This is a genomic window from Cellulosimicrobium sp. NPDC055967, from assembly GCF_042269845.1.
Classification (GTDB): domain Bacteria; phylum Actinomycetota; class Actinomycetes; order Actinomycetales; family Cellulomonadaceae; genus Cellulosimicrobium.
On sequence record NZ_JBHJYJ010000008.1, the window covers coordinates 91,436 to 104,473 of the forward strand.

At 73.0% G+C, this 13,038-nt stretch carries 10 protein-coding genes and 2 tRNA genes; 7 read left to right on the top strand and 5 right to left on the bottom strand.

From position 1 onward, the window contains the following. Positions 1-27: 27 nt before the first annotated feature. Positions 28-1,434, bottom strand: a complete 1,407-nt coding sequence (gene lpdA / locus ACFC2L_RS12370) for a dihydrolipoyl dehydrogenase (protein ID WP_375824603.1) — start codon at positions 1,432-1,434, stop codon at positions 28-30. A gap of 186 nt (positions 1,435-1,620) precedes the next feature. Here lpdA and ACFC2L_RS12375 point away from each other — a divergent pair, with 186 nt between their 5' ends. The 4 genes from ACFC2L_RS12375 (at position 1,621) to ACFC2L_RS12390 (ending at position 7,853) form a co-directional block, all read left to right on the top strand. Further along, positions 1,621-4,254: a leucine--tRNA ligase gene (locus ACFC2L_RS12375; RefSeq protein WP_375824604.1), complete on the top strand. Its 2,634-nt coding sequence runs from the start codon at positions 1,621-1,623 to the stop codon at positions 4,252-4,254. A 123-nt stretch (positions 4,255-4,377) separates the two neighbouring features. Beyond that, the gene (locus ACFC2L_RS12380; RefSeq protein ID WP_375824605.1) at positions 4,378-5,502 is read left to right on the top strand and encodes a DUF808 domain-containing protein; all 1,125 of its coding nucleotides are present in this window, start codon (positions 4,378-4,380) and stop codon (positions 5,500-5,502) included. 37 nt (positions 5,503-5,539) lie between these two features. Next, entirely contained in the window at positions 5,540-6,847 is a 1,308-nt protein-coding gene (locus ACFC2L_RS12385; RefSeq protein WP_375824606.1) for a hemolysin family protein, read from the top strand. 94 nt (positions 6,848-6,941) lie between these two features. Continuing rightward, the gene (locus ACFC2L_RS12390) at positions 6,942-7,853 is read left to right on the top strand and encodes an LLM class flavin-dependent oxidoreductase (RefSeq protein ID WP_375824607.1); all 912 of its coding nucleotides are present in this window, start codon (positions 6,942-6,944) and stop codon (positions 7,851-7,853) included. 256 nt (positions 7,854-8,109) lie between these two features. Here ACFC2L_RS12390 and leuD read toward each other — a convergent pair whose 3' ends face one another. Together leuD and leuC are read right to left on the bottom strand one after the other, a co-directional pair. Continuing rightward, positions 8,110-8,745 carry a 3-isopropylmalate dehydratase small subunit gene (gene leuD / locus ACFC2L_RS12395; RefSeq protein WP_087469387.1) on the bottom strand — a complete coding sequence of 212 codons (636 nt, stop codon included), beginning with the start codon at positions 8,743-8,745 and terminating at the stop codon, positions 8,110-8,112. A 55-nt stretch (positions 8,746-8,800) separates the two neighbouring features. Further along, positions 8,801-10,282 (bottom strand): 3-isopropylmalate dehydratase large subunit, encoded by a 1,482-nt coding sequence (gene leuC / locus ACFC2L_RS12400; protein ID WP_375824689.1) that lies wholly within the window; start codon positions 10,280-10,282, stop codon positions 8,801-8,803. 161 nt (positions 10,283-10,443) lie between these two features. On the opposite strand from leuC, the gene ACFC2L_RS12405 reads away from it, so the two are divergent. The 3 genes from ACFC2L_RS12405 to ACFC2L_RS12415 all read left to right on the top strand — a co-directional run bounded on the left by ACFC2L_RS12405 (position 10,444) and on the right by ACFC2L_RS12415 (position 12,502). Then, positions 10,444-11,163 carry an IclR family transcriptional regulator gene (locus ACFC2L_RS12405; RefSeq protein ID WP_024840729.1) on the top strand — a complete coding sequence of 240 codons (720 nt, stop codon included), beginning with the start codon at positions 10,444-10,446 and terminating at the stop codon, positions 11,161-11,163. A 188-nt stretch (positions 11,164-11,351) separates the two neighbouring features. Next, positions 11,352-11,519 carry a hypothetical protein gene (locus ACFC2L_RS12410; protein WP_167550992.1) on the top strand — a complete coding sequence of 56 codons (168 nt, stop codon included), beginning with the start codon at positions 11,352-11,354 and terminating at the stop codon, positions 11,517-11,519. A 2-nt stretch (positions 11,520-11,521) separates the two neighbouring features. Beyond that, positions 11,522-12,502 carry a PH domain-containing protein gene (locus ACFC2L_RS12415; RefSeq protein ID WP_375824608.1) on the top strand — a complete coding sequence of 327 codons (981 nt, stop codon included), beginning with the start codon at positions 11,522-11,524 and terminating at the stop codon, positions 12,500-12,502. A gap of 198 nt (positions 12,503-12,700) precedes the next feature. On the opposite strand, the gene ACFC2L_RS12420 is transcribed toward ACFC2L_RS12415, so the two are convergent. Beyond that, a tRNA-Glu gene (locus tag ACFC2L_RS12420) sits at positions 12,701-12,773 on the bottom strand. 99 nt (positions 12,774-12,872) lie between these two features. Beyond that, a tRNA-Gln gene (locus tag ACFC2L_RS12425) sits at positions 12,873-12,944 on the bottom strand. Positions 12,945-13,038 lie beyond the last annotated feature (94 nt).

Sequence of the window (13,038 nt, forward strand, 5' to 3'; positions counted from 1 at the left end):
CGATCGGTGACCGATTCGTCCCGATTTCTAGAAGTTGATCATGTGCCCCGCGAGGCCGTGGATCGACTCCTGGACAGCCTCGGACAGCGTCGGGTGGGTGTGCACGTTGCGCGCGACCTCGTTGACCGTGAGGTCCCACTTCTGCGCGAGCGTGAGCTCGGGCAGCATCTCGGAGACGTCGGGGCCGATGAGGTGACCGCCGAGGAGCTCGCCGTAGGTCTCGTCGGAGATGAGCTTGACGAAGCCGACCGGGTCGCCGAGGCCGTGCGCCTTGCCGTTCGCCATGAACGGGAAGGTCGCGACCTTGACCTGGTAGCCCTCGTCGCGGGCCTGCTGCTCGGTGAGGCCGAAGCTCGCGACCTGCGGCTGGCAGAACGTCGCGCGCGGCATCATGCGGTAGTCGCCGAGCGTGAGGGTCTCGGCGCCGCCGATGGTCTCGGCCGCGACGACGCCCTGGGCCTCCGCGACGTGCGCGAGCATGAGCTTCGCGGTGACGTCGCCGATGGCGTAGACGTGCTCGACGTTGGTGCGCATGACGTCGTCGATCGCGATGGCGCCGCGCTCGGTGAGCTGGACGCCGGTGTTCTCGAGGCCGAAGCCCTCGACGTTGGGCGCGAAGCCGACGGCCATGAAGACCTTGTCGACGACGAGCTCGCCCGGCTTGTCGTCCTTGACGCCCTTGTAGCTGACGGTGACGCCGTCGGCGCCGTTGTCCTTGACGGTCTGGACGGCGGTCGACGTGAGCAGGTTGACGCCGAGCTTCTTGTACTGCTTGGCGATCTCCTTCGACACGTCGGCGTCCTCGTTGGGCAGCGCGCGGTCGAGGAACTCGATGATCGTGACGTCCACGCCGTAGTTCTTGAGGACGTAGGCGAACTCCATGCCGATCGCGCCGGCGCCGACGATGGCGATGGAGCGGGGCAGGTCGCGCGTGAGGATCTGCTTCTCGTACGTGACGACGTTCTCGGACAGCTCGACGCCCGGGAGCAGCCGCACCTTCGAGCCGGTCGCGATGATGACGTTGTCGAACGTCACCTGGTCGGTGGAGCCGTCGGCGAGCTTTACGTCGAGCGTGTGCGCGTCGCGGAAGGTACCGCGGCCGTCGTACTCGGTGATCTTGTTCTTCTTCATGAGGAAGTGCACGCCCTTGACGCGCCCCTCCGCGACGGTGCGCGAGCGGTCGAACGCCGCGCCGAAGTCGAAGCTGACCTGACCGGAGATGCCGAAGGTCTTCGCGTCGTGCTGGAAGATGTGCGCGAGCTCGGCGTTGCGCAGGAGCGCCTTGGACGGGATGCAGCCCACGTTGAGGCACACCCCACCCCAGTACTTCTCCTCCACGACCGCGACCGACAGGCCCAGCTGGGCTGCACGGATCGCGGCCACGTAACCACCGGGACCTGCACCGAGGACGACGACGTCGTAGTGGGATGCCATGGCGTCCAGCCTACTGGCGCGGGATCGGGCCCGGGGTACGTGCGCGGGCGACGTCCGCCACACCTGCGGGCCCGGGAGGGTTGACCGGGCGCCGTCGGGCGGGTCACGATGTCCGGGATGCGACACCTGCGGCTCCTTCTTCGCCGGCCGCGCTGAGCCCGCCGGGCGGGCACGCTCAGCGCGGCGATGCCCGCGCGTCCCCACGGACCGGGCGAGTGCCCGACGACGAAGCCCACCTTCTCGAGGAGCCTCCCCGTGGACGCCGCACACCCACCCCACCCCGCCGTACCCCCGTCTCCCCCGTCGACGCGCGAGATCGAGGACCGCTGGCAGCGGTACTGGGCCGAGCACCATACGTTCCGCGCGCGCGACGACGGCGCGCGCCCGCGCCGCTACCTGCTGACGATGTTCCCGTACCCCTCCGGCGACCTGCACATGGGTCACGCCGAGGTGTTCGCGCTGGAGGACGTCGTCGCGCGGTACTGGCGCCTGCGCGGGTTCGACGTGCTCAACCCGATCGGCTGGGACTCGTTCGGGCTCCCCGCCGAGAACGCGGCGATCCGCCGGGGCGAGAACCCCGCCGTCTTCACCGAGACGAACATCGCGACGCAGGCCGCGACGGCGCACCGGTACGGGGTGTCGTTCGACTGGTCGCGCCGCCTGGAGACCCACCGCCCCGAGTACTTCCGCTGGACGCAGTGGCTGTTCCTGCGGCTGCTGGAGCGCGACCTCGCCTACCGCGCGACCGCCCCGGTGAACTGGTGCCCGGCCGACCAGACCGTGCTCGCGAACGAGCAAGTCGTGGGCGGGCGGTGCGAGCGGTGCGGGGCGACGGTCGTGCAGCGCGAGCTCACGCAGTGGTTCGTGCGCGTCACCGCGTACGCCGACCGCCTGCTCGACGACATGGACGCGCTCGAGGGAGCGTGGCCCCCGCGGGTCCTGACGATGCAGCGGAACTGGGTCGGGCGCAGCACGGGCGCACGCGTGCGCTTCGCGGTCGTGCCCGACGGCGGTCCGCGCCCGGCCGCGAGCGCGTCGCCCGGCGCGGGCGCGACCCCGGAGCACGTCGAGGTGTTCACGACGCGCCCCGACACCCTGCCCGGCGCGACGTTCGTCGCCGTCGCGCCGGACGGGCCGCTCGCGGCGTCGCTGTGCACGCCGGAGCACGCGGACGCGCTCGCCCGGCACCGGGAGGCCGCGCTGGCGTCCGGGGAGATCGAGCGCACGAACGCGCAGCGCCCGAGCGCCGGGACGTTCCTGGGCGCGTGGGTGCGCCACCCGGTGACGGGCGAGCGGCTGCCCGTCTGGGCGGCGGACCACGTGCTGCCCGGCTACGGGACGGGCGCGGTCATGGGCGTGCCCGCGCACGACGACCGCGACGCGCGCTTCGCCGCCGCCCACGGCCTGCCCGCCGGGTCCGGCGAGGTCTGGCCCGACGTCGACGACGCGGTCGCCCGGCTGGAGGCCGGCGGCGCGGGCGAGCGGACGACGTCGTACCGGCTGCGGGACTGGCTGGTCTCGCGCCAGCGCTACTGGGGCGCACCGGTGCCGGTCGTGCACTGCCCGGCGTGCGGCGTCGTGCCCGTCCCGGACGACGAGCTGCCCGTGCGGCTGCCGGACCTGGCCGGCGACGACCTGCTCCCCCGCGGGCGCTCACCGCTCGCGTCGCCCGCCGCCGACGCGTGGCGGCGCGTGCCGTGCCCGCGCTGCGGCGCGGACGCGGAGCGCGACCCGGACACGCTCGACACGTTCGTGGACTCGTCCTGGTACTTCCTGCGGTACTGCTCGCTGGGCGCCGAGGGCCCGCCCGACGACGTCCCGTTCCGACCCGAGGACGCGCGGCGGTGGATGCCTGCCGCGCAGTACGTGGGCGGCGTCGAGCACGCGATCCTGCACCTGCTGTACAGCAGGTTCGTCACGAAGTTCCTGCACGACGAGGGCTGGGTGGACGTCGTCGAGCCGTTCGCGACGCTGCTCAACCAGGGGCAGGTCCTCAACGGTGGTCGCGCGATGAGCAAGTCGCTCGGCAACGGCGTCGACCTGGGCGAGCAGCTCGACCGGCACGGCGCCGACGCGGTCCGCCTCGCGATGGTGTTCGCCGGGCCGCCGGAGGACGACGTGGACTGGGCGGACGTCGACCCCGGCGCCATGCGGCGGTTCTGCGCGCGCGTGCTGCGGCTGGCCGACGCGGTCGGACCGGTCGCGGGGCCGGCCCGAGGTTCCGTCGTCGGGCCGGGTGCACGGTCGTGCGCGGCGGCGCACGACGCCGCGCTCGTCGAGGTCGCGCCCGGGTCGCGCGCGCACGACCTGCGCCGCGCGACCCACGCGACCGTGCGCGAGGCGGAGGACCTGCTCGACCGGAGCCGGTTCAACGTGGTGGTCGCGCGCGTCATGGAGCTCGTCACCGCGGCGCGGCGGGCGTCCGACGCGGGCCCGGCGCCGGGCGAGCCCGACGCGCCGCACGGGGCCGCGGTGCGCGAGGCCGTCGAGGCGGTGGCGGTGCTGCTCGGCCTGTTCGCCCCGCACACCGCCGAGGAGGCCTGGCACCGGCTGGGCCGCGACCCCTCGGTCGCCGACGCGACCTGGCCCGTCGTCGACCCGGCGCTGCTCGTCGCGGACGAGGTCGAGGCGGTCGTCCAGGTCGACGGGAAGGTCCGCGACCGGGTGCGGGTGCCCGCGGACGTCGGCGAGCGCGCGCTGCACGACCTCGCGCTCGCGACGACCGGCGTTGCGCGGGCGACCGCCGGGCGCGAGGTCGTGCGCGTCGTCGTGCGCGCGCCGCACGTCGTGAACGTCGTGACGCGCGCCGCGCCGCGCTGAGCACGGGTGGTGTGGGCGAGCACGACGTCACGGGGCCGACACTCGCTACGATGCTGCCGCCGCGTCCACTCGACCAGCGGGCCCGTGCGCGGCGACGCGGGCCGGCGCACGGAGCACCTCCCCATGGCCTTCGGACTCGCTGCCCTCCTGGACGACATCGCGGCGTTCGCCAAGCTCGCCGCCGCGTCGATCGACGACGTCGGCGCCGCCGCCGGGCGCGCCAGCGCCAAGGCGACCGGCGTCGTCATCGACGACACCGCCGTCACGCCGCGCTACGTCGAGGGGCTGGCCGCCAAGCGCGAGCTGCCCGTCGTCAAGCGCATCGCGGTCGGGTCGCTGCGCAACAAGCTGCTCTTCATCCTCCCGGCGATCCTGCTGCTGAGCCAGTTCCTGCCCCAGCTGCTCACGCCGCTGCTCATGCTCGGCGGGACCTACCTCGCGTTCGAGGGTGCTGAGAAGGTCTGGGAGCTCGTCTCGGGCAGGCACCACGCCGAGGTCGAGACGAAGGCTGAGAAGAAGGCCGTCGACGAGGACTCGGTGGTCTCGAGCGCGGTGCGCACCGACTTCATCCTCAGCGCGGAGATCATGGTCATCGCGCTCAACGAGGTCGCCTCGGAGGCCTTCTGGTCCCGCCTGGTCATCCTCGTGATCGTCGCGCTGCTCATCACGGTGCTCGTGTACGGGGTCGTGGCGCTCATCGTGAAGATGGACGACATCGGCCTGCACCTCGCGCAGCGCGACACGCCGTGGGTCCAGTCGTTCGGTCGCGGGCTCGTCGGCGCGATGCCCAAGGTCATGTCCGTCATCTCGTTCGTCGGCATCATCGCGATGCTCTGGGTCGGCGGCCACATCCTGCTGCAGGGCGCGTACGACCTCGGCTGGCACGGCCCGTACGACGTCGTGCACCACCTCGAGCACGCCGTCACCGGCGTCGCGGGCGTGGGCGGGTTCCTGGGCTGGCTCGTCAACACGGCCTGCTCGGCCGTCGTCGGCATCCTCGTGGGTGGCGTCGTGGTCCTCGTCGCGCACGTCGTCCCCCGCCGCAAGCACGGCGAGCCGGCCGCCGGCGAGGCGACGACCGACGCGACCCACGGCACGACGGCCGGGACGGCGGCCGGGGCCGCCGCATCGGCGGCCGAGCCGCAGGGCTCCGCCCCGGCCGACGCAGACCCGACCGACGCAGACCCGGCCGATCCCGAGCCGACCGACCCCGAGCCGACGGACGGTCGGAACCCCGCCGACCGCTGATCCCGCCGGCAGGCCGGGCGGCCTGCTTGGATGGAGCATGGACTCCGGCACCTGGGCCAACATCGGACTCGTCCTGCTCTTCATCCTCGTCGGCGGTGTGTTCGCCGGCACCGAGATCGCGCTCGTCTCCCTGCGCGAGAGCCAGGTCGCGCGGCTCGAGAAGCAGTCCGCGCGCGGCGCGCGGGTCGCGGCCGTCGCGCGCGACCCCAACCGGTTCCTCGCCGCCGTGCAGATCGGCGTCACCGTCGCGGGGTTCTTCTCCGCGGCGTACGGCGCGTCGACGCTCGCTCCCGACCTCGCGCCGTCGCTCGAGGGCCTCGGGCTGTCGAGCGGGCTCGCGGACACGGTCGCGCTCGTCGGGCTGACGCTCGTCATCGCGTACCTCTCGCTCGTGCTCGGGGAGCTCGTGCCCAAGCGCATCGCGCTCCAGCGCTCGGCCGGGGTGGCGCTCGTCGTCGCACCGCCGCTCGACCGGTTCGCGACGCTCATGCGCCCCGTCATCTGGCTGCTCTCGCGCTCGACGGACGGCGTCGTGCGCCTGCTCGGGGGCGACCCGTCCGCACGCAGCGAGGAGATGAGCGAGGAGGAGCTGCGCGAGATCGTGCTCGCGCACGAGTCGCTGCCCGAGGACGAGCGCCGCATCCTCGACGACGTGTTCCAGGCGGGCGACCGGTCGCTCGCCGAGGCCATGACGCCGCGCGGCGAGGTCGCGTTCCTGCGCGCCGACACGACGCTCGCCGACGCCGCGGAGACCGTCGCGGCGGGCCCGTACTCGCGCTACCCCGTGACCGGCGACGACTTCGACGACGTCGTCGGGTTCCTCCACGTGCGTGACCTCCTCGGGCGCGACTGCCCCGACCACCCGGCGACCGACCCCGCGACGGGGCGCGCCCTGGCGGTGCGCGACGTCGTCCGCCCGATCCTCGCCCTGCCCGCGACGAACACCGTCCTCCCCGCGATGTCGCAGATGCGCCGCGAGGGTGTGCACATCGCCGTCGTCGTGGACGAGTACGGCGGGACCGACGGGATCGTCACGCTCGAGGACCTCGTCGAGGAGCTCGTGGGCGACATCCGCGACGAGTACGACCCCGACGAGCCCTCCCCGGCGCGCGAGCACGGCGCCGCGACGAGCGTCGACGCCGGGCAGACGATCGAGGAGTTCGCGCGGCGCACCGGCGTCGAGCTGCCCGACGGCCCGTACGAGACGGTCGCCGGGTACGTCGTCGCGCAGCTCGGCCGGCTGGCGACGGTGGGCGACCACGTCGACGTCGACGACCGCCGTCTCACCGTGACCGACGTCGCCCGCCGCCGCATCGTCCGCCTCGACGTCACCCCGCTCCCCTGAGCGCTGGGGACTCGTCGTCGCTGGCGCCCGGCGGCGACACCTGCCCAGCACTCGACGGGCTCGGGTGTGGGTGGCGGGGCGTAGCGTCCTCGGGATGAGCGCAGCGACGACGGAGACAGGGTCGGGGATCAAGGTCGGGGTGGTCGGGAGCTTCGGCTCCGCGGCCCAGGTGCTGGACATGGCGGTCGGCGCCGAGGAGTCCGGCTGGGACGGGTTCTTCTCGTGGGACGGGCTGAGCCTGCTGTCGATGCCGGTCGACACGTTCGACCCGTGGTCGGTCCTCGCCGCGGCGGCGGTCCGCACCGAGCGCATCGCGCTCGGGGCGATGGTCTTCGCGCTCCCGCGCCGCAGGCCGTGGGAGGTCGTGCGGCAGGCGCTCACCGTGGACCACCTGTCGGGCGGGCGCCTGGTCCTGCCCGTCGGCGTGGGCGTGCTCGACGACGGCGGCTTCTCCGCCGTCCCGGGCCAGCCCCAGTCCCTGCGCGAGCGCGCGGAGCTGCTCGACGACGCGCTCGCCTACCTCGACCGCGCCTGGTCCGGGGAGAAGTTCGCCTTCGACGGCACGCACGTGCACGCGGGCGAGATGCTCTTCCTCCCGCGTCCCGTGGAACGCCCGGTGGTCGGGCACCACGTGCCGGTCTGGCCGGTCGGGGTGTGGGACGCCGAGCGCCCGCCGGTGCGCTCGCTCGACCGCACCTTGCGCGCCGACGGGATCGTGCTCCAGCTCCGCGGCGAGCGCGGCTTCGACGTGCCCACGCCCGACGACGTCTCCGCCCTGGCCGCCTGGCTCACCACGCGCCGTGCGGAGCTCGGCCTCGACGCGGGCCGCCCGTTCGACGTCGTCGTCCAGGGCGAGCTCCCGGCGGACCGCTCCGCGGCGGCCGACCAGCTCGCCGGCCTCGCCGACGCGGGCGCCACCTGGTGGGTCGAGTCCCGCTGGAACCCCGAGACCGCGACCCCGGAGTCCCTCCTCGACGCCATCCACCAGGGCCCACCCCGCCCCTGAGGAGGCGAGGCGCCGACGGTGCGAGTCGCCGTCGTCCCCGATCGGTCCGCGCGAGTGACGTGTCGGCGACACGACCACGGGCGGGGTCTGGGGAGGTGACGACGGGTCGTGGTGGGCCTGGATCGAGGGAGACTCCGGAGTGAGCTTGCGAACGCAGGAGGATCTCGACCGAAGACCGGGAGCGGGGCGAGGAACGAGCCCCGCGGATGGTAGACCCGTCGTCACCTCCCCAGAGCCCGCCCCCGAGCCAGGAAGGTCAGACCGGCCGAGCAGCCTCGATCTCGACCTTGGGCAGCGTCTTCGCGGGCAGCGTCTTGGGCCGCCACGACGCCCGCGTCGCCTCGAACGCGGAGATCTCGTCCTCGTGCTGGAGGGTCAGGCCGATGTCGTCGAGGCCCTCCATGAGGCGCCAGCGCGTGTAGTCGTCGATCTGGAACGGCACGGTGACGTCCTGCGCGGACGCGGTGCGGTTGACCAGGTCCACGGTCACCTCGGTGCCCGGGTTGGTCTCGAGGATCTTCCAGAGGAGCTCGATGTCCTCCTGCGCGACGATGCCGGCGACGAGGCCCTGCTTGCCGGAGTTGCCGCGGAAGATGTCGGCGAAGCGCGACGCGAGGACGACGCGGAAGCCGTAGTCCTTGAGCGCCCACACGGCGTGCTCGCGCGACGAGCCGGTGCCGAAGTCGGGGCCGGCGACGAGGACGGAGCCCGCCCGGTAGGCGTCCTGGTTGAGGACGAACGTGGGGTCACCGCGCCAGGCGGCGAACAGCGCGTCCTCGAACCCCGTGCGCGTCACGCGCTTGAGGTAGACGGCGGGGATGATCTGGTCGGTGTCGACGTTGCTGCGGCGCAGCGGGACGCCGACGCCGGTGTGGGTCGTGAACTTCTCCATGGCAGGAACCTCTTCGAGTCTTCGGGCGACGAGTGGGCGGCGCGGTGCGGGTGGCTCAGACCTGCACGAGCACGCGCGGGTCGAGCGGCGCGAGCGGCGTGCCGTCGAAGGACGTGATGTCGGTGCCCTCGGGCAGGTCGAGGTCGCTCAGCGAGGAGAGCGTCCCGCGGAGCGCGGTGGCGGCGGCGACGAGCGGCGACACGAGGTGCGTGCGTCCGCCCTTGCCCTGGCGGCCCTCGAAGTTGCGGTTCGACGTCGACGCGGCGCGCTCGCCCGGCTGGAGCTGGTCCGGGTTCATGCCGAGGCACATCGAGCAGCCCGCGTTGCGCCACTCGGCGCCGAAGTCGAGGAAGATCTTGTCGAGGCCCTCGGCCTCGGCCTGGAGGCGCACGCGCGCGGAGGCCGGGACGACGAGGACGCGCACGCCGTCGGCCTTCTGCTTGCCCTGGACGACCTTGGCGACGGAGCGCAGGTCCTCGATGCGGCCGTTGGTGCACGACCCGATGAACACGGTGTCCACGGACACCTCGCGCAGCGGCTGCCCGGGCGTGAGGCCCATGTACTCGATCGCTCGCTCGGCGGCGACGCGCTCGTTCTCGTCCGCGATCTCCTCGGGGACGGGGACGGTCGCGGAGATCGGCAGGCCCTGGCCCGGGTTGGTGCCCCACGTGACGAAGGGCTCGAGGTCGGACGCGCGGAGCGTGACCTCGGTGTCGAAGACGGCGTCGTCGTCGGAGCGCAGCGTGCGCCAGTACTCCACGGCCGCGTCCCAGTCGGCGCCCTCGGGCGCGTGCGGGCGGCCCTTGAGGTACTCGAACGTCGTGTCGTCCGGGGCGATCATGCCGGCGCGCGCGCCCGCCTCGATCGACATGTTGCAGATCGTCATCCGCGCCTCCATGGAGAGGTTGCGGATGGCCTCGCCGCGGTACTCCAGGACGTAGCCCTGGCCACCGCCGGTGCCGATCTTCGCGATGATCGCGAGGATGATGTCCTTGCTCGTCGCGCCCGGGGGCAGCGCGCCGTCGACGTTGATCGCCATCGTCTTGAAGGGCGCGAGCGGGAGCGTCTGGGTCGCCATGACGTGCTCGACCTCGGAGGTGCCGATGCCGAACGCGAGCGCGCCGAACGCGCCGTGCGTCGAGGTGTGCGAGTCGCCGCAGACGACCGTCAGGCCCGGCATGGTGAGGCCGAGCTGCGGCCCGACCTGGTGCACGATGCCCTGGTCGGCGTCGCCGAGCGAGTGGATGCGGACGCCGAACTCGCGCGCGTTGTTGCGCAGCGTGTCGATCTGCGTGCGGCTGGTGAGGTCCGCGATCGGCAGGTCGATGTCGAGCGTGGGGGTGTTGTGGTCCTCGGTCGCGATCGTGAGGTCGGGACGGCGGACCTGGCGGCCCGCGAGGCGCAGCCCCTCGAACGCCTGGGGGCTGGTGACCTCGTGCACGAGGTGGAGGTCGATGTAGAGGAGGTCGGGCGACCCGTCGGTGCCTCGTCGCACCAGGTGCGCGTCCCAGACCTTCTCCGCCAGCGTGCCGGCCATGTAGCTCATCTCCTCGTCGTCTGTCACGGTGCTCCTGGGGGGTATGGAGAACCGCCTGGGTCGATCGTCCGCCGTCCGGCAGCCTGCCGGGGAGAACGTCCAGCGGGTGGAACATCCGCGCCGGACTTGCATCTCAGTGCGTGAGACGTCAATATCGACCTATGGACAATACTAGCGGAGTCGGAGTGCTGGACAAGGCGGCCTCCGTCCTGGGAGCCCTGGAGTCCGGACCGGCCACCCTCGCCCAGCTCGTCACGGCCACCGGCCTGGCCCGCCCGACGGCGCACCGCCTCGCGGTCGCGCTCGAGCACCACCGCATGGTCGCGCGTGACATGCAGGGCCGTTTCGTCCTCGGCCCGCGGCTCAACGAGCTCGCGACGGCGGCCGGCGAGGACCGTCTGCTCGCCGCCGCGAACCCCGTGCTCACCGCGCTGCGCGACCACACGGGCGAGAGCGCCCAGCTCTACCGCCGCCAGGGCGACCACCGCATCTGCGTCGCGGCCGCCGAACGTCCGGTGGGCCTGCGCGACTCGATCCCGGTCGGCGCGACGCTCACGATGAACGCGGGCTCCGCGGCGCAGATCCTGCTCGCGTGGGAGGAGCCCGACCGCCTGCACCGCGGCCTGCGCGAGGCCGTCTTCACCGCCACGATCCTCTCGGGCGTCCGACGCCGCGGCTGGGCCCAGTCCGTCTCCGAGCGCGAGCTCGGCGTCGCCTCGGTGTCCGCGCCCGTGCGCGGGCCGTCGGGTCGGGTCGTCGCGGCGGTCTCCATCTCCGGCCCGGTCGAGCGCCTGAGCCGCCAGCCCGGCCGCCTGCACTCCGGCTCCGTCGTCGCCGCCGCGAACCGCCTCACCGAGGTGCTGCGCCGCGCAGGCGAGTAGCCGCTGCGCCGAAGGGCTCGCACCGGGCGCGGTGTCGGGCGTCGTCGGCGCGCCGCGGGCCGCAAACGGGACGTGCCCTGTCAAAATGTCACCGGCTGCTGCCATGCTGTGCGTGCCCCGGCGCCGGACGGCGCGGCGGCGGCAGGGGGCGCACCTGACCGTCCGAACCCGAGACACGAGGAGTCCCGATGCATCCGAAGGTGAAGATGACCCTGATCTGGGTCCTCGTGATCTTCGCCGTCTACGCGGTCATCAGGAGCCCCGACCGCGCCGCCGACATCGTCGAGGGCATCTGGGACGTCATCCTCGGTGCCTTCAGCTCCATCGGCCAGTTCTTCAACTCGCTCCTGGACTGACCGTGGCCCGCGGCCGTCCCCGGAGCAGGATCCTCGACCGCTACGTGCTGAGCGGCGAGCGGGTCGTGGTGGCCACGCGCCACCACTGGGGGATGCTGCTCGAGCCGGTCGTGACCACCGTCGCGGGCGCGTTCCTCGTCGCGTGGCTCGTCGTGCAGGCGGGACCAGCCGTCGGCGACGGCGTGCTGTTCCTGTGGTGGCTGTGGCTGATCCTCGCCGGGCGCCTGGTGTGGAAGGTCTTCGAGTGGCGCAACGAGTGGTTCGTCGCCACCGACAAGCGCCTGCTCCTGCTGTACGGCCTCATCACGCACAAGGTCGCGATGATGCCGCTCACCAAGGTCACCGACATGAACTACGGGCGCTCGCCCGTCGGGCGCGTCTTCGGCTACGGGCAGTTCCTCCTGGAGTCCGCCGGGCAGGACCAGGCGCTGCGCCAGATCGACTGGGTCTCCCACCCTGACGCGACGTACCGCCTCCTGTGCGACACGCTCTTCACGCCCGGGAGCCGCCCCGGCACGGGACCGAACGGCCCCGGCGCGACACAGGGCGGCACCCAGGGAGCCGCCCCCGCGTCGATCCCGCCGCCGGGCCCGCGCCCTCCCCAGCCGGCCGAGCCGGCGCCCGTCGAGCCCGCCCCCGCGTGGGACGGCCGCAGCCCGGCCCAGACCCTGCCGCCCGTCCCCGCGCCCCCACCCGCCGACCAGCACGTGGTCGTGGTCCCCGGGCGCGCGGCCGGCGAGTCGAGCGGGCCGACGCAGCCCATCCCGGTCGCGGGGCCGTCGGAGGCGGCGCAGGGCGCCACGGGACGCAGGGACGGGTGGCTCGGCGGCGAGCACCCCACGGAGCCTCACGACGACGAGCCCGGCTGGGCGGTCTCCGGGGAGCACCGGGCGACCTACGTGCCGGTCATCCACCCGCGCCCCACGCCGACGCCGATCCCGAAGCCCTACGAGCCCGGCCCGGGTCGCGACGGCGCACCCTGACGACACCTCGACGAGCTCACGAGCGCGGGCTGACGGTTCCTTCGTGCCCAGCACGGCGATCACCCGTCCCCACCGAGGGCCGCGACCTTCGTCACACGGCGCGTGCTAGCACCACGACACGTCGCGTCGAGCGCTGCTCACGCTTCTCCGAGCATGACAAAGGCCCGGTCACCGTGATGGTGACCGGGCCTTTCTCTGTACCCCCAACGGGATTTGAACCCGTGTTACCGCCGTGAGAGGGCGACGTCCTAGGCCGCTAGACGATGGGGGCCTGTGGATCTTCGGGCCGTTTCCGGTCCGTTTCTCCGTCGAGAACTCTACCTCATGTTTCGCGCGGTCTTGACCGCTCGATCTGAGCCGGAGCTCTTCGCTGGGGTACCAGGACTCGAACCTAGACTAAGTGAACCAGAATCACTCGTGCTGCCAATTACACCATACCCCAAGGGGGTAACCAGCCACCGTCGAGGAGCCGTCGCGACGAGTCGAGACTCGTCCCCTGGCTCCCTCTTGTGGAGGTCCCACCGGCCGAGAACATT

Excerpts from the sequence above, each read along its gene's own strand:
- ACFC2L_RS12390 (WP_375824607.1), top strand. The coding sequence starts at position 6,942 with ATGAGCGCAGCGACGACGGAGACAGGGTCGGGGATCAAGGTCGGGGTG.
- ACFC2L_RS12410 (WP_167550992.1), top strand. The coding sequence starts at position 11,352 with ATGCATCCGAAGGTGAAGATGACCCTGATCTGGGTCCTCGTGATCTTC.
- ACFC2L_RS12375 (WP_375824604.1), top strand. The coding sequence starts at position 1,621 with ATGCCCGCGCGTCCCCACGGACCGGGCGAGTGCCCGACGACGAAGCCC.
- ACFC2L_RS12405 (WP_024840729.1), top strand. The coding sequence starts at position 10,444 with ATGGACAATACTAGCGGAGTCGGAGTGCTGGACAAGGCGGCCTCCGTC.
- leuC (WP_375824689.1), bottom strand. The coding sequence starts at position 10,282 with ATGGCCGGCACGCTGGCGGAGAAGGTCTGGGACGCGCACCTGGTGCGA.
- leuD (WP_087469387.1), bottom strand. The coding sequence starts at position 8,745 with ATGGAGAAGTTCACGACCCACACCGGCGTCGGCGTCCCGCTGCGCCGC.
- ACFC2L_RS12385 (WP_375824606.1), top strand. The coding sequence starts at position 5,540 with ATGGACTCCGGCACCTGGGCCAACATCGGACTCGTCCTGCTCTTCATC.
- lpdA (WP_375824603.1), bottom strand. The coding sequence starts at position 1,434 with ATGGCATCCCACTACGACGTCGTCGTCCTCGGTGCAGGTCCCGGTGGT.
- ACFC2L_RS12380 (WP_375824605.1), top strand. The coding sequence starts at position 4,378 with ATGGCCTTCGGACTCGCTGCCCTCCTGGACGACATCGCGGCGTTCGCC.